We start from the raw sequence: 19,087 nt of genomic DNA on the forward strand, positions 1-19,087 counted from the left end.
GGGAACAAAGGGGGGCCCCCCCCTCCACGCGATGGGGCCATCAAAGCCTGTACAAATCTTACTGAAGGAACGAAGCCACCTGCTGCGCCGCAGCCGCCAAATGCTGCTCATGACTAAACCCCGACGCCCTCAACGGCTTTAAGTCATGATCCCCCGCCACCCGCCAAAAAAGCTCGATGCTCGGCGACAACGCATAAGCCTCGACCGCCTCACGATTCCCCAGCGCATCCCGCTCGCCCTGAACAATCAGTGTCCTCGTCTTTAGCCCGGCCAAATGCTCGACCCGCGGCTTCTGCGGTTTGCCGACGGCATAAAACGGATACCCCAGACACACCAGCGCATCCGCGCCCAGCTCATCCGCCAGCAAACTGGCCATCCGCCCGCCCATGGACTTGCCGCCGATGGCCAAGCGCCCAGTGACATGGCGTCGCACCTCGGCGTACACCTCACGCCAGCATTCCAGGAGTTTCGGTGCCGGGTTCGGCGGGCGTTTACCGCCGTCGATGCGCCGTTGCGCCATGTACGGAAATTCGAAGCGCAGCACGTTGACGCCTTGTGCGGCAAGGCGCGCAGCCATGTCGTTCATCCAGGCGCTGTCCATCGGCGCACCGGCGCCGTGGGCGAGAATCAGCGTCACCGGCGCGGCCGACCCTTTTGAAACGGCCTCATCCCATAGCCATCCATGATCCCGCAGGCACCGCGCCCATTGATCCCCGTCAATACTGGCCTTGTGCTCTTTGTCCATGCTTGCCTCGCTTTTAGTCTGCCTATAACTCCAGGCGAAGGGCGCGTCTGCCTTACGAACGCTGTCACTTCGGCTGAACCGTGGATGGGGAACCATGAACACTTCTATCAGTACCGCCTACAACTACAAGGTGGTCCGCCAATTCGCCATTATGACGGTGGTGTGGGGCATCGTCGGCATGGGCCTCGGGGTTTTTCTCGCGGCCCAATTGGTCTGGCCCGAACTCAACTTCGACTTGCCGTGGACCAGCTTCGGCCGCCTGCGCCCGCTGCACACCAACGCGGTGATCTTTGCCTTCGGCGGTTGCGCCCTGTTTGCCAGCTCCTTTTATTCGGTGCAGCGCACCTGCCAGACGCAGCTGTTTGCACCGAAAATCGCCGCGTTCTGTTTCTGGGGCTGGCAACTGGTGATCCTGCTGGCAGCCATCAGCCTGCCGCTGGGCTACACCAGTTCCAAGGAATACGCCGAGCTGGAATGGCCGATCGACATCCTGATCACCATCGTCTGGGTCGCCTACGCCATCGTGTTCTTCGGCACTCTGGCCCAGCGCAAGACCCGGCACATCTACGTCGGCAACTGGTTCTTCGGTGCGTTCATCATCACCGTGGCGATCCTGCACATCGTCAACAACCTTGAGCTGCCAGTGAGTTTTACCAAGTCTTACTCGGTATACGCCGGTGCAACCGATGCCATGGTGCAATGGTGGTACGGGCACAACGCGGTAGGCTTTTTCCTCACCGCTGGTTTCCTCGGGATGATGTATTACTTCGTGCCGAAGCAGGCCGAGCGTCCGGTGTATTCCTATCGCCTGTCGATCGTGCACTTCTGGGCGCTGATCACCCTGTACATCTGGGCCGGCCCGCACCACCTGCACTACACCGCGTTGCCGGACTGGGCGCAGTCGCTGGGCATGGTGATGTCGCTGATCCTGCTGGCGCCAAGCTGGGGCGGGATGATCAACGGGATGATGACGCTCTCGGGCGCCTGGCATAAGTTGCGCAGCGACCCGATCCTGCGCTTCCTCGTCGTCTCGCTGGCGTTCTACGGCATGTCGACCTTCGAAGGGCCGATGATGGCGATCAAGACCGTCAATGCCCTCTCCCACTACACCGACTGGACCATCGGCCACGTACACGCCGGGGCACTCGGCTGGGTGGCGATGATTTCCATCGGCGCGCTGTACCACATGATCCCGAAAATCTTCGGTCGCGCGCAGATGCACAGCATCGGCCTGATCAACGCGCACTTCTGGCTCGCGACCATCGGCACCGTGCTCTACATCGCCTCGATGTGGGTCAACGGCATCGCCCAGGGCCTCATGTGGCGCGCGGTCAACGAGGACGGCACGCTGACCTACTCCTTTGTCGAAACCCTGGTGGCCAGCCACCCGGGCTTCGTCGTGCGGCTGGTGGGCGGGGCGATCTTCCTCAGCGGCATGTTCCTGATGGCTTACAACACCTGGCGCACCGTGCGGGCTTCGCAGCCTGCCGACGTCGCCGCTGCCGCGCAGATGGCCTGAGGAGTCCGCCATGAAACACGAAACAATCGAGAAAAACGTCGGCCTGCTGATGCTGCTGATGGTCCTGGCCGTGAGCATCGGTGGTCTGACCCAGATCGTCCCGCTGTTTTTCCAGGACGTGACCAACAAACCGGTGGAAGGCATGAAGCCCTACACCGCGCTGCAACTGGAAGGCCGCGACATTTACATCCGCGAAGGCTGCGTCGGTTGCCATTCGCAGATGATCCGGCCGTTTCGCGCCGAGACCGAGCGCTACGGTCACTACTCGGTGGCCGGGGAAAGCGTCTGGGATCACCCGTTCCTCTGGGGTTCGAAACGCACCGGTCCGGACCTGGCCCGGGTCGGCGGTCGCTACTCCGAAGACTGGCACCGCGCACACCTGTACAACCCGCGCAACGTCGTGCCGGAATCGAAGATGCCCGCCTACCCGTGGCTCGTGGCCAACCCGCTCGACAGCAGCCACACCGAAAGCAAGATCAAGGCAATGCGCACCCTCGGCGTGCCGTACACCGACGACGACCTCGCCGGCAGTGTCGAGTCGCTCAAGGGCAAGACCGAAATGGACGCCTTGGTCGCCTACCTGCAAGTGCTCGGCACTGCCATCAAGAGCAAGAGGTGAACCATGGTCGTTGAAATGAGCAGTGGAATGATCCGCGGCCTCGGCACGGTCGTGGTGTTCGTGGCCTTCGTCGGCCTGACGCTGTGGGTGTTCAACAGCAAGCGCAACCCGCAATTCGCCGAAGCGCGCCTGCTGCCGTTTGCCGATGAGCCACACCCCGATAGCACTCAAGAACCTGTCACAAGGAGTACCCGGCCATGACCACCTTCTGGAGTACGTGGATCTGCGTACTGACCATCGGCAGCCTGATCGGCCTGACCTGGCTGCTGATCGGCACGCGCAAGGGCGAAACCAAGGGCAGCGTCGACCAGACCATGGGCCACAGCTTCGACGGCATCGAGGAGTACGACAACCCGTTGCCGCAATGGTGGTTCATGCTGTTCGCCGGCACGCTGGTGTTCGCCGTCGGTTATCTGGTGTTGTACCCGGGCCTGGGCAACTGGAAAGGCATCTTGCCGGGGTACGAGGACGGCTGGACCGGTGTGCACGAATGGGAAAAGGAGATGAACAAGGCCGACGCGAAGTTCGGGCCGATCTTCGCCAAGTTCGCGGCCATGCCGGTGGAAGAAGTGGCGAAAGACCCGCAAGCGCTGAAAATGGGCGGCCGCCTGTTCGCCTCGAACTGCTCGGTGTGCCACGGCTCGGATGCCAAGGGCGCGTTCGGCTTCCCTAACCTGGCCGACGACAACTGGCGCTGGGGCGGCGACGCCGAGATGATCAAGACCACGATCATGGGCGGGCGCATGGCGGCCATGCCGGCCTGGGGTGAAATCCTTGGGGACGCCGGGGTGAAAAACGTTGCCGCGTATGTGCGTCATGAACTGGCCGGCCTGCCCTTGCCGGCGGACGACAGCGCCGACCTGCAAGCCGGACAGCAAGCGTTCAGCACCACCTGCGTAGCCTGTCATGGGGCAAACGGCCACGGCACTGAAGCCATGGGAGCGCCGAACCTGACGCAACCGGCCGGATTCATCTACGGTACCAGCCTGGCACAACTGCAACAGACGATTCGTCATGGCCGCCAGGGCCATATGCCGGCGCAGAACGAACTGCTCGGCAACGATAAAGTGCAACTGCTGGCCGCTTATGTGTACAGCCTGTCCCACGGACTGAACACTGAGCGTCAGCAGGCGCAAGGCAAAAACCCATAACTCCTGACCGCTCTGCTGCCGCATTCTTCCCGGATGCGGCAGTTCCCTGCCGCTTTGCGACCCATTGTCGCACCCTCCGTTAGTCCTCCTTTCGATTCCCCGGATTCGGGTCTAAGCTTGCTCCGATGCGGACTGGCAAGCGCCGGTTGCAGGTCGACCCAACCCGATGTGTTCGACGAAGCCGTTCGATGACAGGCCGCAAAGGCTGGTAGATACCGGCTGTCGTGCCAATTGCCATCGGTCACCCCGTCGTTGCGTTTGAACACACCCCGTTACAGATGACCTGACCCCCGCCCCCTTTTCGTTCGATGCGACATTTTGTCCGAGGGCGATTTTGTCCTTACGCGGCGCATGGAAAGGCCGCAGAATCAGCTTTTGAAAGCATTGACCCAGGTCATGGCGCGTTGCAATGACCCCCTGCTTTCTCCATACTTGCGACCGATTTTTACTCCTAATAAAACACCCAAACCGTGGAACCTTAGAATGAGCACAGCAATCAGTCCGACTGCTTATAACTATAAGGTAGTCCGCCAGTTCGCCATCATGACGGTGGTCTGGGGGATCCTTGGCATGGGGCTCGGTGTCTTCATCGCCTCACAGCTCGTATGGCCGGAATTGAACTTCGGTCTGCCGTGGACGACCTTTGGACGCTTACGCCCGTTGCACACCAACCTGGTGATTTTCGCCTTCGGTGGTTGTGCACTGTTTGCCACTTCTTATTACGTCGTGCAGCGAACCTGCCAAACGCGACTGATTTCCGACAGCCTCGCGGCCTTCCACTTCTGGGGATGGCAAGCCGTGATCGTCGGCGCGATCGTGACCTTGCCGCTGGGTTACACCACCACCAAGGAATACGCGGAACTGGAATGGCCCCTGGCTATTCTGCTGGCCATTGTCTGGGTCACCTACGGTCTGGTGTTCTTCGGCACCATCGTCAAGCGCAAGACCAAGCACATCTATGTGGGTAACTGGTTCTACGGCGCGTTCATCGTCGTGACTGCGATGCTTCACATCGTCAACCACATGTCCCTGCCGGTCAGCCTGTTCAAGTCCTACTCTGCCTACTCGGGTGCGACGGACGCGATGATCCAGTGGTGGTACGGCCACAACGCGGTGGGCTTCTTCCTGACCACCGGCTTCCTGGGGATGATGTACTACTTCGTGCCGAAACAGGCCGAACGTCCGATCTACTCCTATCGCCTGTCCATCGTGCACTTCTGGGCGCTGATCACCCTGTACATCTGGGCCGGTCCGCACCACCTGCACTACACCGCATTGCCAGACTGGGCCCAGTCCCTCGGCATGGCGATGTCGATCATCCTGCTGGCTCCGAGCTGGGGCGGCATGATCAACGGCATGATGACCCTGTCGGGCGCCTGGCATAAGCTGCGCACCGACCCGATCCTGCGCTTCCTCGTGGTCTCGCTGGCGTTCTACGGCATGTCGACCTTCGAAGGGCCGATGATGGCGATCAAGACCGTCAACTCGCTCTCGCACTACACCGACTGGACCATCGGCCACGTACACGCCGGGGCCTTGGGCTGGGTAGCGATGATCTCGATCGGTGCCATCTACCACATGATCCCGAAACTGTTCGGTCGCGCGCAGATGCACAGCATCGGCCTGATCAACGCGCACTTCTGGCTCGCGACCATCGGGACCGTGCTGTACATCGCCTCGATGTGGGTCAACGGCATTACCCAGGGCCTGATGTGGCGCGCCATCAACGACGACGGCACCCTCACCTACTCGTTCGTGGAAGCACTGCAAGCCAGCCACCCGGGTTACATCGTTCGCGCCCTCGGCGGTGCGTTCTTCGCCAGCGGCATGCTGTTCATGGCCTACAACGTGTTCCGTACCGTTCGTGCCTCGAACCCGGCTGAAGCTGAAGCCGCCGAACAGATCGCTGTAGTTGGAGCTCACTGATGAAGCATGAAGCAGTCGAGAAGAATATTGGCCTGCTGGCCTTCTTCATGGTTATCGCCGTCAGCGTCGGCGGCCTGACCCAGATCGTTCCGCTGTTTTTCCAGGACGTCACCAACAAGCCGGTCGAAGGCATGAAGCCTCGCACCGCCCTTGAACTGGAAGGCCGCGACATCTACATCGCCAACGGTTGTGTCGGCTGCCACTCGCAGATGATCCGCCCCTTCCGTGCTGAAACCGAACGTTATGGCCACTACTCGGTGGCCGGTGAAAGCGTCTGGGACCACCCGTTCCTGTGGGGCTCCAAGCGTACCGGTCCGGACCTGGCCCGTGTCGGCGGTCGTTACTCCGATGACTGGCATCGTGCGCACTTGTACAACCCGCGCAACGTCGTGCCTGAATCGAAAATGCCGGCGTATCCGTTCCTCGTGGAAAACAAGCTCGACGGTAAGGAAACCGCCAAGAAAATGGAAGTCTTGCGCACGCTCGGCGTCCCTTACACCGACGAAGACATCGCCGGCGCTCAGGATGCTGTGAAGGGCAAAACCGAAATGGACGCGCTGGTGGCCTATCTGCAAGGCCTGGGCACCATCATCAAAAGCAAACGGTGATTTAGATGGATATCGGGATGATTCGTGGCCTGGGCACCGTTGTCGTGATGGTGGCCTTCATCGGTCTGGCGTTGTGGGTGTTCAGCCCCAAGCGCAAGTCGGAGTTTGAAGACGCGACCTTGCTGCCTTTCGCGGATGATCCCGAAGCTATCAAGCACGTCGAGCAAGCTTCTAGGAGTAACAAAGAATGACTACGTTCTGGAGTCTGTACGTCACAGTCCTCAGTCTCGGCACCATCTTCGCCCTGACCTGGCTGCTGCTGTCCACCCGCAAGGGCCAGCGCAGCGAAGCCACCGAAGAGACGGTTGGCCACTCCTTCGACGGGATCGAGGAGTACGACAACCCACTGCCGAAATGGTGGTTCATGCTGTTCGTGGGCACCATCATCTTCGCCCTGGGCTACCTGGTGCTGTACCCGGGCCTGGGCAACTGGAAAGGCCTGTTGCCGGGTTACAACTACCTGGATAACGACAAGCAGACCGCGTTCGCCAACGGCCAGACCGGCTGGACCGGCGTTCACGAGTGGGAAAAGGAAATGGCCAAGTCGGACGCCAAGTTCGGCCCGATCTTCGCCAAGTTCGCCTCCATGCCAATCGAAGAAGTGGCCAAGGATCCGCAAGCCCTGAAGATGGGTGGCCGTCTGTTCGCCTCCAACTGCTCGGTCTGCCACGGCTCCGACGCCAAAGGCGCTTATGGCTTCCCCAACCTGACCGACGCCGACTGGCGCTGGGGCGGTGAAGCGGAAACCATCAAGACCACCATCATGGGCGGTCGTCACGCCGTGATGCCGGCGTGGGCCGAAGTGATCGGCGAGCAAGGCGTGGCCGATGTCGCCGCGTTCGTGCTGACCAACCTCGATGGCCGCAAGCTGCCGGAAGGCACCAAGGCCGACCCGGTTGCCGGGCAGAAACTGTTCGCCGCCAACTGCGTGGCCTGCCACGGTCCGGAAGGCAAAGGCACGCCAGCGATGGGCGCGCCTAACCTGACCCACCCGGCTGCGTTCATCTATGGTTCGAGCTTCGCCCAACTGCAGCAGACCATCCGTTACGGCCGTCAGGGCCAGATGCCTGCGCAGGAACAACTGCAAGGCAACGACAAGGTTCACCTGCTGGCCGCTTACGTCTACAGCCTGTCTCATGGCGAGAAGGCTCCGGCGCAAGACGCTCAGTAAGCTGATCGCCCGATACAAAAAACGGCCCCGTCATTTGACGGGGCCGTTTTCGTTTCGGCCTAAAGGGCTGTACCTGACGCCGACGAATGGCAGGCCCTGCTGGCCTGACCGATTGCTCGCCCACAGGAAACGTAGTAACGTTTCTACATTCAGGCACTCAGGAGAGCCACCTACATGGCTATCACCACCATTTCCAGCCGCGACTTCAACCAGGACACAAGCAGTGCCAAAAAAGCCACGCGCCAAGGCCCGGTTATCATCACCGATCGTGGCAAGCCGGCGCATGTACTGCTAAGCATTGAGGACTACGAAAAACTGACCGGCGTCAGTGCCAGCATCGTTGAGCTGCTGGCGATGCCGGAAGCGGCAGACATCGAGTTCGAAACCGAGCGTGCCGTTATTTCCCATCGACCCGTGGACCTGTCCTGATGTTTCTACTCGATACCAATGTGATCTCTGAACTACGCAAACCCAAGGCGGACGTCAACGTTGTCGCCTGGGCCCGAGGTGTCATCGCGCCACGGATGTTTATTTCCGCCATTACCCTGAAGGAACTTGAAACAGGCGTCCTGCGCATAGAGCGCCGAGACCCCGCGCAGGGCAAGGTCTTGCGTACCTGGCTAAAGCGCCACGTCATGCCTGCGTTCGACGGCAGAATCCTGCCAGTCGATGCTGCCGTGGCCCTACGCTGTGCCGGTCTGCATGTTCCGGACCGAGTCAACGAAGCGGATTCGCTGATCGCGGCGACCGCATTGGTTCACGGCCTGACCGTCGTCACACGCAACACCAGCGATTTTCAATCCAGCGGCGTTACGTTGATCAACCCATGGGCCGATTAACCGTCGACAACCGGCAAAACCGTCCATAATTTCCCCAGTCAATTGATTCAAGTCATTACACCGTCGATTGATTTCCACCAACGTGACCAAAGGTCGCACCCTTGAGCTAGAGCTACAGGCGTATCATTGCGCCACTGCAACGCCTCTTTCTGACCCCGGCCGGCATGTACTGACCGAGGCATTTTTCCACTGCCGTGGGATGCAACCGATGAGCAACCAGATTCCGGTACACGACGTTACCCCGCCCGCCAAAAACGCGAACAATAGCGTCGACCTCTATGCCTCTCGAGAAAAGATCTACACCCGTGCCTTCACCGGCCTGTTCCGCAATCTGCGGATGATGGGCGGGGCCTTTCTGTTCCTGTTGTACTTCGGCACGGTCTGGCTGAACTGGGGTGGTCATCAAGCGGTCTGGTGGAACCTCCCGGAGCGTAAATTCTTCATCTTCGGCGCCACCTTCTGGCCCCAGGACTTCATCCTGCTCTCGGGGATCCTGATCGTCAGCGCCTTCGGCCTGTTCTTCATCACCGTGTACGCCGGTCGGGTCTGGTGCGGGTATACCTGCCCGCAGAGCGTCTGGACGTGGATTTTCATGTGGTGCGAAAAGGTCACCGAAGGCGACCGCAACCAGCGCATCAAGCTCGACAAGGCGCCGATGGGTGCGAACAAGTTCCTGCGCAAATTCAGCAAGCACGCGATGTGGCTGCTGATCGGTTTCGTCACTGGCATGACCTTCGTGGGGTACTTCTCACCGATCCGCGAGCTGACCCTCGACTTTTTCACCGGTGAGGCCGATGGCTGGTCGTATTTCTGGGTCGGTTTCTTCACCCTCGCCACCTACGGCAATGCCGGCTGGTTGCGCGAGCAGGTGTGCATTTACATGTGCCCGTACGCGCGCTTCCAGAGCGTGATGTTCGACAAGGACACGCTGATCGTTTCCTACGATCCACGTCGCGGTGAGAGCCGCGGTCCGCGCAAGAAAGGCGTCGACTACAAGGCCCTGGGCCTGGGCGATTGCATCGACTGCACCATGTGCGTCCAGGTCTGCCCGACCGGCATCGACATCCGCGACGGCCTGCAGATCGAATGCATCGGTTGCGCCGCGTGCATCGATGCCTGCGACAGCATCATGGACAAGATGGAGTATCCGCGCGGCCTGATCAGCTACACCACCGAGCACAACCTGTCCGGGCAAAAAACCCATAAACTGCGCCCGCGGCTGATCGGCTACGCCGTGGTGTTGATGACGATGATGGCGTTGCTGGCGGGGGCGTTCTTCATGCGTTCCCTGGTGGGGTTCGACGTCAGCAAGGACCGCGTGCTGTACCGCGAGAACGCCGAAGGCCGGATCGAGAACGTCTACAGCCTGAAGATCATGAACAAGGATCAGCGCGACCACACCTACGTGCTCGAAGCCACCGGCCTGCCGGACTTGAAGCTGCAGGGCAAACGCGAGATCAAGGTCGCCGCCGGCGAGATCTTCAGCCAGCCGGTAGAACTGTCCATCGCCCCGGAAAAACTGCCGTCGAGCACCAACGAGGTGAAATTCATCCTCAAGGATGCCGATGACGAGAGCATCCACGTTGAAGCCAAGAGCCGGTTCATCGGCCCACAAATTCGTTGAGAGAAGTGATCATGCCCGCAGCAAACGCCGCAAGTCCCTGGTACAAGCACCTTTGGCCGTGGATCATCATTGCCATCCTCGCCTGCTCGGTGACGCTGACCCTGTCCATGGTGACCATCGCGGTGAACAACCCGGACAACCTGGTCAACGACAACTACTACGAAGCCGGCAAAGGCATCAATCGTTCCCTCGACCGCGAGCTGCTGGCGCAGACCCTGCTGCTGCGCGCCAGCGTGCACCTGGATGAGGTGACCGGTGAAGTCGACCTGCGCCTGAGCGGCAACAGCCAGCCGAAGACCCTGGAACTGAACCTGATCTCGCCGACCCAGCCGGAAAAGGACCGCAAGATCACCCTCGCCCGCAGCGAAACCGAACAGGGTCGTTACATCGGCCAGTTGAGCGACAAGGTCGAAGGTCGTCGCTTTGTCGAGTTGCTGGGCGTGGAAGATGACAAGACCTGGCGCATGTTCGAGGAAGAACAGGTCAGCCATGACAAGGATCTGCTGCTGGGTGATGAGCCTTTGCAGGGCGCCGAAGACTTGAAAAAGTAACAACCAGCGCTTCGCGCATCGCGAGCAGGCTCGCTCCCACAGTTGACCGCAATCCACTGTGGGAGCGAGCCTGCTCGCGATGAGGCCCTTCCAGACGACACAGATCCAAAACCATGACCACCCCAACCCCCTGCTACCACTGCGCCCTGCCCGTTCCCACCGGCAGCCGCTTCACCGCTGCCGTCCTCGGTGAAACCCGCGAGTTCTGCTGCCCGGGTTGCCAGGCCGTGGCCGAAGCGATTGTGGCCGGGGGCCTGGAAAGCTATTACCAGCATCGCAGCGAAGCCTCGGCCAACCCCGAAGCGTTGCCGGTGCAGTTGGTGGATGAGCTGGCGCTGTATGACCGTGCCGACGTGCAAAAGCCGTTCGTGCGCCACGACGGTGAACTCGCCGAGGCCACGCTGTTGATGGAAGGCATCAGTTGCGCGGCGTGCGGCTGGCTGATCGAGAAACACCTGCGCGGCTTGCCGGCGGTGGCGGAAGCGCGGCTGAACCTGTCCAACCATCGCCTGCATGTGCGCTGGGCCGATGCACAGCTGCCACTGAGCCAGGTGCTCAGCGAATTGCGCCACATCGGTTACGCCGCTCACCCTTATCAGGCCGACCGCGCCAGCGAACAACTGGCCAGCGAAAACCGCCTGGCCCTGCGCCAGCTCGGTTTGGCGGGATTGCTGTGGTTCCAGGCCATGATGGCAACCATGGCCACCTGGCCGGAATTCAACATCGACCTCAGCCCCGAACTGCACACCATCCTGCGCTGGGTCGCGCTGTTCCTCACCACGCCGATCGTGTTCTACAGCTGCGCGCCGTTCTTCAAAGGGGCGATGCGTGACGTGCGCACCCGTCACCTGACCATGGACGTGTCCGTATCGCTGGCGATCGGTAGCGCCTACATCGCCGGGATCTGGACCTCGATCACCGGGGTTGGCGAACTGTATTTCGATGCGGTCGGCATGTTCGCGCTGTTCCTGCTGGCCGGGCGCTATCTGGAGCGACGCGCCCGGGAACGCACCGCCGCTGCTACCGCGCAACTGGTCAATCTGCTGCCCGCGTCGTGCCTGCGCCTGAGCGCCGACGGTCAGAGCGAGCGCATCCTGCTCAGCGAACTGCGGGTCGGCGATCACGTGCTGGTGCACCCCGGAGCGATTCTCCCGGCCGACGGCAAGATCCTCGACGGTCAGTCAAGCATCGACGAATCCCTGCTCACCGGCGAATACCTGCCGCAACCGCGCACCCTGGGCGACGCGGTCACCGCCGGCACCCTCAACGTCGAAGGCGCGCTGACCGTGGAAGTCCTGGCCCTCGGCCACGACACCCGGCTGTCTGCCATCGTCCGCCTGCTGGACCGTGCCCAGGCCGAAAAACCACGGCTGGCGGAAATCGCCGACCGTGCCGCGCAGTGGTTCCTGCTGCTGTCGCTGATCGCCGCGGCGGTCATCGGCCTGGTCTGGTGGGAGCTGGATTCGTCGCGAGCGTTGTGGATTGTCCTGGCGATGCTCGTCGCGACCTGCCCGTGCGCCCTGTCCCTCGCCACGCCCACCGCCCTCACGGCAGCCACCGGCACCCTGCACAAACTCGGCTTGCTGTTGACCCGCGGGCATGTGCTGGAAGGACTGAACCAGATCGACACGGTGATCTTCGACAAGACCGGCACGCTCACCGAAGGTCGCCTGGCGCTGCGGTCGATCCGGCCCCTTGGCGCCCTCGACAGTGATCAATGCCTGAGCCTCGCCGCCGCCCTCGAAAACCGTTCCGAACACCCGATCGCCCGAGCGTTTGGCCGGGCACCGCTGGCCGCTGAAGAAGTGCACAGCACGCCAGGGTTGGGCCTTGAAGGCGTGGTGGGCGAACAACGCCTGCGTATCGGTCAACCGGGTTTTGTCTGTGAGCTCAGTGGCGCTGACCTGCCGGTGATGCCCGATGAAGCCGGCCAGTGGCTGCTGCTCGGCGACCCTCAAGGGCCGCTGGCGTGGTTCGTCCTCGACGACCGCTTGCGCGACGATGCGCCCGCCCTGCTCGCGGCATGCAAGGCGCGCGGCTGGCGCACGCTGTTGCTGTCCGGTGACAGTTCGCCGATGGTGGCCAGCGTTGCCGCCGAACTGGGCATCGACGAGGCCCGGGGCGGTTTGCGTCCGGACGACAAATTGCAGGTCCTGCAACAGCTGCACAAGCAAGGACGCAAGGTGTTGATGCTCGGCGACGGGGTCAACGATGTGCCGGTGCTGGCCGCCGCTGACATCAGCGTGGCCATGGGCTCGGCCACCGACCTGGCGAAAACCAGTGCCGACGCCGTGCTGCTGTCCAACCGACTCGACGCGCTGGTGCAGGCCTTCAACCTTGCCCGCCGGACTCGTCGGGTCATCATCGAGAACCTGCTCTGGGCCGGGCTGTACAATGGCCTCATGTTGCCGTTCGCCGCCCTCGGCTGGATCACCCCGGTGTGGGCCGCGGTCGGCATGTCCATCAGTTCGTTGACCGTGGTGCTGAACGCCCTGCGCCTGACTCGCCTGCCGAGCGCGCCGACCGTCAGCGCCACGCCAGAAACCCGCCCGCTGCCGGCCTGAGCCGCGCGGGCATGGAGCCTTGCCATGCCAGCTCTCTACGTGATGATCCCGGCCGCGCTGCTGATCGTGGCCATCGCCGTGTACATCTTCTTCTGGGCAGTCGACAGCGGTCAGTACGACGACCTCGACGGCCCGGCCCACAGCATCCTGTTCGACGACCAGGACCCGAACCATACCGCGGCGGTCGACGAAGCCAGCGGCCATCCGGCCAACCCGGACGACAAGGCGCCCCCGCATGCTTGAATTGGCGCCCCTGCTGGTGTCGGCGGTGATTCTCGGCCTGCTCGGCGGCGGCCATTGCCTGGGCATGTGCGGCGGTTTGATGGGCGCGCTGACCCTGGCGATTCCCAAGGAACAACGCAGCCGACGCTTCCGCTTGCTGCTGGCCTACAACCTCGGGCGGATTCTCAGCTATGCCACGGCAGGCCTGCTGATCGGCCTCGCAGGCTGGGCGCTGGCGAACAGCCCGGCGGCGATGTTCATGCGGGTCGTGGCCGGCCTGTTGCTGATCGCCATGGGCCTGTACCTGGCCGGCTGGTGGAGCGGCCTGACCCGCATCGAAAGCCTCGGTCGCGGTGTGTGGCGGCACATCCAGCCAATAGCCAACAAGCTGCTGCCGGTGTCGAGCCTGCCTCGTGCCTTGTTGCTGGGAGCACTGTGGGGCTGGCTGCCCTGCGGACTGGTTTACAGCACGCTGCTGTGGTCGGCGAGCCAGGGCAATGCCCTGGACAGTGCGTTGCTGATGCTCGCGTTCGGCCTCGGCACCTGGCCGGTGTTGCTGGCCACAGGGTTGGCGGCGGAGCGGGTCACGGCGTTGTTGCGCAAACGGTATGTGCGCATGACCGGTGGTTTGCTGGTGATCCTGTTCGGCATCTGGACCCTGCCGGGGCCGCATCAGCATTGGCTAATGGGCCATTAGCCAGCCCCCCTCTCCTGTAGGAGGGGCGTCGTCGCCCTGGCCTTGATGCAAATCAAGATGCTCCAACGCCGCCCCCCATAGACTCGCTGACACTGCCAGCCTATCCGGGGGAATGCCCGCATGATGCTCGACGCCATTCGTTGGGATACCGATCTGATCCGCCGTTATGACCTGGCGGGACCGCGCTACACCTCCTACCCGACCGCCGTGCAGTTCGACGGTCATGTCGGCACGTTCGACCTGTTCCACGCCTTGGGGCAAAGCCGCAAAGCCCTGCGTCCGCTGTCGCTGTACGTGCACGTGCCGTTCTGCGCGAACATTTGCTACTACTGCGCGTGCAACAAAGTCATCACCAAGGATCGCGGCCGCGCCCTCCCCTATCTGCAGCGCCTGGAGCAGGAAATCCAATTGGTCGCCTGCCACCTCGACCCGGCACAAAAGGTCGAGCAATTGCACTTTGGCGGCGGCACGCCGACCTTTCTCAGCCACGACGAGTTGCGTCAGCTCATGGCGCAACTGCGCAAAAGCTTCCACCTGCTGGACGACGACAGCGGCGACTACGGCATCGAGATCGATCCGCGCGAGGCCGACTGGTCGACCATGGGCCTGCTCCGTGAACTGGGTTTCAATCGGGTCAGCATCGGCCTGCAAGACCTCGACCCGGCGGTACAACGGGCGGTCAATCGCCTGCAAAGCCTTGAAGAAACCCGCGCAGTGATCGACGCGGCCCGCACGCTGCAATTCCGCTCGATCAACATCGACCTGATCTACGGCTTGCCCAGGCAGACGCCGGAAAATTTCGCCCGCACCGTCGAGGAAGTCATCAACCTGCAACCGGATCGGTTGTCGGTGTTCAACTATGCGCACCTGCCGGAGCGCTTCATGCCGCAGCGGCGCATCAACAGCGACGATTTGCCGACGCCGGCGCAGAAACTCGACATGCTCCAGCGCACCATCGAACAACTGACCGCGGCTGGCTACCGCTACATCGGCATGGACCACTTTGCGTTGCCCGACGATGAGCTGGCGATGGCCCAGGAAGAGTCGACCTTGCAACGCAATTTCCAGGGCTACACCACCCACGGCCATTGCGATCTGATCGGCTTGGGCGTGTCGGCCATCAGTCAGATCGGCAACCTCTACTGCCAGAACAGCAGTGACTTGAACCAGTACCAAAATGCCCTGGCCTCCACACAACTGGCCACCAGCCGCGGCTTGGTGTGCAACAGCGACGACCGCGTGCGGCGGGCGGTGATTCAGCAACTGATTTGCAGTTTCAACGTGGAATTCGCCGAGATCGAGCAGGCGTTCAACATCGATTTCCGTGGCTACTTCGGTGAGTTGTGGCCGCCATTGCAGCGCATGGCCGTGGACGGGCTGATCGAACTGAGCAACGAACGGATCGTCGTACTGCCCGCCGGACGCTTGCTGGTGCGTTCGGTGTGCATGGTCTTCGACGCCTACCTTGAACAACAGAACCGACAGCGGTTCTCGCGGGTGATCTAGCTTTTCATCGCCAGGGAGGCAGTCTTCAGCACTTGCTCAGGGGTCAGGTTTGACTGAGTCGTGGCTTTGGACAGGGCCATGTTGGCCGTGATCAGGCCGCCATTGAGGGCGTCGACAGCGGCTTGCAGCGCGATGAGCTTGGCCCGGCGCTCTTCGACCGAGAGGCGTTTGTCGGCCATCACGGCTTGCATCCGCGCGCGTTTCTCGGCGACCTGCTGTTGTATGCGTCGAAGCATGATCAGGATCTGTTTGATGTTTTCCGGCAGGTTGCTTTCCTCGATGTCCTTGTTGTCGCCATGGACGCCGGCAGCCTTGGTCAAACCGGCGCCGGATAACGACACCTTGATCCCTTCCACTATCGGCGAACTCACCGGATTTGCCGAGAGGGCCGAGTCTTCGCCGGCCGAGGCGCTGGAAGGCTCATGCAGGCTCTGCACGCCACTGTTGCTGGGGTTTAGCACGCCGATGGTGGCCATGGAGCGAGTACCTTGGATCGATGCGGATGCCGGGTTATCGGCCGCTAATGGCGGCCCTTGACTGCGATGTGACAATTCGGCACAGCACTGGCCTGAATGTCGCCCAGTGGGTTACCCTTACGTCTTATGTGTGTTTTCCCACAAGGATTTAAGAAATGTCCGAGCCAGTCAAACTGCGCGCTCATAACCAGGCTCATTGCAAGGATTGCAGCCTGGCCCCCCTCTGCCTGCCACTTTCTCTGAATCTGGAAGACATGGATGCGCTGGATGAGATCGTTAAACGTGGCCGCCCGTTGAAAAAGGGTGAATTCCTGTTCCGCCAGGGCGACGTTTTCGATTCCGTTTATGCAGTGCGTTCGGGCGCGTTGAAGACCTTCGGCCTGAGCGACGGCGGTGAAGAGCAGCTCACCGGTTTCCATTTGCCAAGTGAACTGGTCGGGCTGTCGGGTATGGATACGGAGAAGCATCCGGTGTCGGCGCAGGCGCTGGAAACCACCTCAGTCTGCGAAATTCCGTTCGAGCGCCTCGATGAGCTGGCGCTGCAACTGCCGCAACTGCGCCGTCAGTTGATGCGCGTGATGAGCCGCGAAATCCGTGACGATCAGCAAATGATGTTGCTGCTGTCGAAAAAGACTGCCGACGAGCGCATCGCTACGTTCCTGGTCAACCTGTCGGCGCGCTTCCGTGCCCGCGGGTTCTCGGCGAACCAGTTCCGCCTGAGCATGTCGCGCAACGAAATCGGCAATTACCTGGGCCTGGCGGTGGAAACCGTATCGCGGGTATTCACACGCTTCCAGCAGAACGAACTGATCGCCGCCGAAGGCAAGGAAATCCACATCCTCGACCCGATCCAGCTCTGCGCCCTGGCCGGTGGCTCGATCGAAGGTTGAGGCGACAGGGGGGCTGAGCGAAACGGTTCAGCCGCCGTTATACTGCGACGTTTGCAGCCTGCCAGGACACCTCGACGATGGTCTTCGACTCCTTCGACATCAAATCCCTGATCCGCCCGGTGATGGACTTCCCGAAACCGGGTGTGATCTTTCGCGACATCACCCCTTTGTTCCAGTCGCCCACGGCCCTGCGCCTGGTGATGGACAGCTTCGCCCACCGCTATGTCGAAGCCGACTTCACCCACATCGGCGCCATGGATGCACGTGGCTTCCTGATTGGCTCGGTGCTGGCTTATCAGCTGAACAAGCCGCTGGTGCTGTTCCGCAAGCAAGGCAAACTGCCGGCGGACGTACTGGCCGAGGCTTACGCCACCGAATACGGCGAAGCCTTCCTCGAAGTGCATGCCGACAGCCTGTGTGAAGGCGATTCGGTGGTGATGTTCGATGACCTGATCGCCACCGGCGGTACGCTGATCGCGGCGGCCAACCTGATTCGACGCATGGGTGCGCGGGTGCATGAAGCGGCGGCGATTATTGATTTGCCGGAGCTGGGCGGGTCGCAGCGTCTGGAAGACATGGGGATTCCGACGTTTTGCCTGACGCGGTTTGCCCTGACTGATAAATAAGCTGCGTCTACAAGGGCCTCTTCGCGAGCAAGCCCGCTCCCACATTAGATCGCGTCCGCTCGGACAACTCGATCAACTGTGGGAGCGGGCTTGCCCGCGAAGACGTCAGCCGCAACGACGCCTGCCTCAAAGCCCCATCTGCTTGCTGATGATCTCGTTCATCACTTCCCGCGTCCCGCCGCCAATCGACAGAATCCGGTTATCCCGGTACAACCGCTCCACCAGGCTCTCGCGCATGTAACCCAGACCACCCAGTATCTGCACCGCATCGGTGGTGATCCGGTCCGCCGTGTCAGTGGCGAAATTCTTGGCCATGGAAATCTCCTTGATCACACTCTGCCCCGCCGCCATCTTCGCGGCTTGGCGGTAGGTGAACTCCCGTGACACTTCCAGCGCCGTGGCCATTTCTGCCAGGCGATGCTTGAGCACCTGAAACTTGCCGATGGGTTTGCCGAACGCTTCGCGCTGGCGCGCCCACTTCAAGCTCTCTTCCAGCGCCAGTTGCGCGGTCATGTTGGCCATCAGCGCCAGGGCCAGGCGCTCGCTCTGGAAGTTGCCCATGATGCAGGCAAAGCCCATGTTCTCGGCGCCAATCAGATTGCCCGCTGGCACGCGGCAATCATCGAAAAACAATTCAGCCGTGTCCGACGCCCACCAGCCCATTTTCTTCAACTGCCGGCCGACCGTGAAGCCGGGCGTACCCTTCTCGATCAGCAACAGGCTGATGCCGCCAAAGCCGGGCGCGCCAGTGCGCACCGCGACGGTGTAATAATCCGCGCGGACTCCGCTGGTGATAAAGGTTTTGCTGCCGTTGACTCGGTAAACGTCGCCGTCGCGCACGGCACGGGTTTGCAGGTTGGCCACATCGGACCCGCCGCTGGGCTCGGTGATGGCCAGGGCGCTGATCTTCTCGCCGGCCAGGACGGGCGGCACCACGCGATCACGCACCTCAGGCCGGGCCCACTTGAGGATCGGCGGCAGGCCGATATCCAGCGAGCCAAGCCCCGCGACCAGGCCGCCGGAACCGCAACGCATCAATTCTTCACTGGCGGCAATCTTGGCGAACAAATCGCCGTCATGACTGCCGCCCAGCGCCTCGGGGTAACCGATGCCCAGGAGGCCCGCCGCCCCGGCCTTCAAATACAGTGACCGAGGAAAGCTTTCGGCTTCTTCCCACTGGTCGATGTCCGGAAGAATCTCGCGCTCGACGAAACGTCTGACGCTGTCGCGGACCAATTGGTGGCTGGGGTCGAAGTATTCCTGGAAAGCAGGCATCGGCGAACTCCACTGAGGGGTTCAGCGACGTTAACCGAGCGCTTGCTTGGTTTTCAACAGGATTGTGTAAATCAGCGG

General features: G+C 61.7%; 21 protein-coding genes. 18 read left to right on the forward strand and 3 right to left on the reverse strand.

Annotated elements, in window-relative coordinates:
* Positions 1–58: 58 nt before the first annotated feature.
* Positions 59–745 carry an alpha/beta family hydrolase gene (locus NTD84_RS22335; RefSeq protein WP_262170064.1) on the reverse strand — a complete coding sequence of 229 codons (687 nt, stop codon included), beginning with the start codon at positions 743–745 and terminating at the stop codon, positions 59–61.
* 94 nt (positions 746–839) lie between these two features.
* Here NTD84_RS22335 and ccoN (NTD84_RS22340) point away from each other — a divergent pair, with 94 nt between their 5' ends.
* The 16 genes from ccoN (NTD84_RS22340) (at position 840) to hemN (ending at position 15,742) form a co-directional block, all read left to right on the forward strand.
* Positions 840–2,264, forward strand: coding sequence for a cytochrome-c oxidase, cbb3-type subunit I (gene ccoN / locus NTD84_RS22340; RefSeq protein ID WP_262170066.1), 1,425 nt, complete (start codon positions 840–842; stop codon positions 2,262–2,264).
* A gap of 10 nt (positions 2,265–2,274) precedes the next feature.
* Positions 2,275–2,883 carry a cytochrome-c oxidase, cbb3-type subunit II gene (ccoO, locus tag NTD84_RS22345; protein WP_262170068.1) on the forward strand — a complete coding sequence of 203 codons (609 nt, stop codon included), beginning with the start codon at positions 2,275–2,277 and terminating at the stop codon, positions 2,881–2,883.
* Between the two features lie 3 nt (positions 2,884–2,886).
* Positions 2,887–3,084: a cbb3-type cytochrome oxidase subunit 3 gene (locus NTD84_RS22350; RefSeq protein ID WP_262170070.1), complete on the forward strand. Its 198-nt coding sequence runs from the start codon at positions 2,887–2,889 to the stop codon at positions 3,082–3,084.
* On the forward strand, positions 3,081–4,034 hold the full coding sequence (gene ccoP / locus NTD84_RS22355; RefSeq protein ID WP_262170072.1) for a cytochrome-c oxidase, cbb3-type subunit III: 954 nt from the start codon (positions 3,081–3,083) through the stop codon (positions 4,032–4,034). Before NTD84_RS22350 ends, ccoP (NTD84_RS22355) begins: the two co-directional genes overlap by 4 nt.
* Positions 4,035–4,517: 483 nt before the next feature.
* Positions 4,518–5,960 (forward strand): cytochrome-c oxidase, cbb3-type subunit I, encoded by a 1,443-nt coding sequence (gene ccoN, locus NTD84_RS22360; RefSeq protein WP_262170074.1) that lies wholly within the window; start codon positions 4,518–4,520, stop codon positions 5,958–5,960.
* Entirely contained in the window at positions 5,960–6,568 is a 609-nt protein-coding gene (gene ccoO / locus NTD84_RS22365; protein ID WP_262170076.1) for a cytochrome-c oxidase, cbb3-type subunit II, read from the forward strand. Before ccoN (NTD84_RS22360) ends, ccoO (NTD84_RS22365) begins: the two co-directional genes overlap by 1 nt.
* Positions 6,569–6,573: 5 nt before the next feature.
* On the forward strand, positions 6,574–6,759 hold the full coding sequence (locus tag NTD84_RS22370; RefSeq protein ID WP_003175465.1) for a CcoQ/FixQ family Cbb3-type cytochrome c oxidase assembly chaperone: 186 nt from the start codon (positions 6,574–6,576) through the stop codon (positions 6,757–6,759).
* Positions 6,756–7,739, forward strand: a complete 984-nt coding sequence (ccoP, locus tag NTD84_RS22375; protein WP_262170077.1) for a cytochrome-c oxidase, cbb3-type subunit III — start codon at positions 6,756–6,758, stop codon at positions 7,737–7,739. The genes NTD84_RS22370 and ccoP (NTD84_RS22375) overlap by 4 nt, the downstream gene beginning before the upstream one ends.
* A 174-nt stretch (positions 7,740–7,913) precedes the next feature.
* Positions 7,914–8,168 (forward strand): type II toxin-antitoxin system Phd/YefM family antitoxin, encoded by a 255-nt coding sequence (locus NTD84_RS22380; RefSeq protein WP_262170079.1) that lies wholly within the window; start codon positions 7,914–7,916, stop codon positions 8,166–8,168.
* Complete coding sequence (locus tag NTD84_RS22385; RefSeq protein WP_262170081.1) at positions 8,168–8,578, forward strand: type II toxin-antitoxin system VapC family toxin; 411 nt, start codon at positions 8,168–8,170, stop codon at positions 8,576–8,578. The genes NTD84_RS22380 and NTD84_RS22385 overlap by 1 nt, the downstream gene beginning before the upstream one ends.
* Positions 8,579–8,786: 208 nt before the next feature.
* Complete coding sequence (gene ccoG / locus NTD84_RS22390; protein WP_262170083.1) at positions 8,787–10,202, forward strand: cytochrome c oxidase accessory protein CcoG; 1,416 nt, start codon at positions 8,787–8,789, stop codon at positions 10,200–10,202.
* An 11-nt stretch (positions 10,203–10,213) separates the two neighbouring features.
* Positions 10,214–10,753 carry a FixH family protein gene (locus NTD84_RS22395; protein WP_262170085.1) on the forward strand — a complete coding sequence of 180 codons (540 nt, stop codon included), beginning with the start codon at positions 10,214–10,216 and terminating at the stop codon, positions 10,751–10,753.
* Positions 10,754–10,866: 113 nt separating this feature from the next.
* A complete protein-coding gene (locus NTD84_RS22400) occupies positions 10,867–13,317 on the forward strand; it encodes a heavy metal translocating P-type ATPase (RefSeq protein ID WP_262170087.1) in 2,451 nt (816 codons plus the stop codon).
* A 24-nt stretch (positions 13,318–13,341) separates the two neighbouring features.
* A complete protein-coding gene (ccoS, locus tag NTD84_RS22405) occupies positions 13,342–13,560 on the forward strand; it encodes a cbb3-type cytochrome oxidase assembly protein CcoS (RefSeq protein ID WP_262170089.1) in 219 nt (72 codons plus the stop codon).
* A complete protein-coding gene (locus NTD84_RS22410; RefSeq protein WP_262170092.1) occupies positions 13,553–14,236 on the forward strand; it encodes a sulfite exporter TauE/SafE family protein in 684 nt (227 codons plus the stop codon). Before ccoS ends, NTD84_RS22410 begins: the two co-directional genes overlap by 8 nt.
* Positions 14,237–14,359: 123 nt before the next feature.
* Positions 14,360–15,742 carry an oxygen-independent coproporphyrinogen III oxidase gene (gene hemN, locus NTD84_RS22415; RefSeq protein WP_262170141.1) on the forward strand — a complete coding sequence of 461 codons (1,383 nt, stop codon included), beginning with the start codon at positions 14,360–14,362 and terminating at the stop codon, positions 15,740–15,742.
* Here hemN and NTD84_RS22420 read toward each other — a convergent pair.
* Positions 15,739–16,218: a hypothetical protein gene (locus NTD84_RS22420; RefSeq protein WP_262170094.1), complete on the reverse strand. Its 480-nt coding sequence runs from the start codon at positions 16,216–16,218 to the stop codon at positions 15,739–15,741. The two genes, hemN and NTD84_RS22420, sit on opposite strands and share 4 nt — an antisense overlap.
* A gap of 155 nt (positions 16,219–16,373) precedes the next feature.
* Here NTD84_RS22420 and fnr point away from each other — a divergent pair, with 155 nt between their 5' ends.
* Both fnr and NTD84_RS22430 read left to right on the forward strand, forming a co-directional pair.
* On the forward strand, positions 16,374–17,108 hold the full coding sequence (fnr, locus tag NTD84_RS22425; RefSeq protein ID WP_017337526.1) for a fumarate/nitrate reduction transcriptional regulator Fnr: 735 nt from the start codon (positions 16,374–16,376) through the stop codon (positions 17,106–17,108).
* Positions 17,109–17,185: 77 nt separating this feature from the next.
* Entirely contained in the window at positions 17,186–17,734 is a 549-nt protein-coding gene (locus tag NTD84_RS22430; RefSeq protein ID WP_262170097.1) for an adenine phosphoribosyltransferase, read from the forward strand.
* 126 nt (positions 17,735–17,860) lie between these two features.
* Here NTD84_RS22430 and NTD84_RS22435 read toward each other — a convergent pair whose 3' ends face one another.
* Positions 17,861–19,009 (reverse strand): acyl-CoA dehydrogenase family protein, encoded by a 1,149-nt coding sequence (locus NTD84_RS22435; protein WP_262170098.1) that lies wholly within the window; start codon positions 19,007–19,009, stop codon positions 17,861–17,863.
* Between the last annotated feature and the right edge of the window lie 78 nt (positions 19,010–19,087).

Origin of the sequence: Pseudomonas sp. 14P_8.1_Bac3, from assembly GCF_025466085.1 — a bacterium.
Taxonomy (GTDB): Bacteria; Pseudomonadota; Gammaproteobacteria; order Pseudomonadales; family Pseudomonadaceae; genus Aquipseudomonas.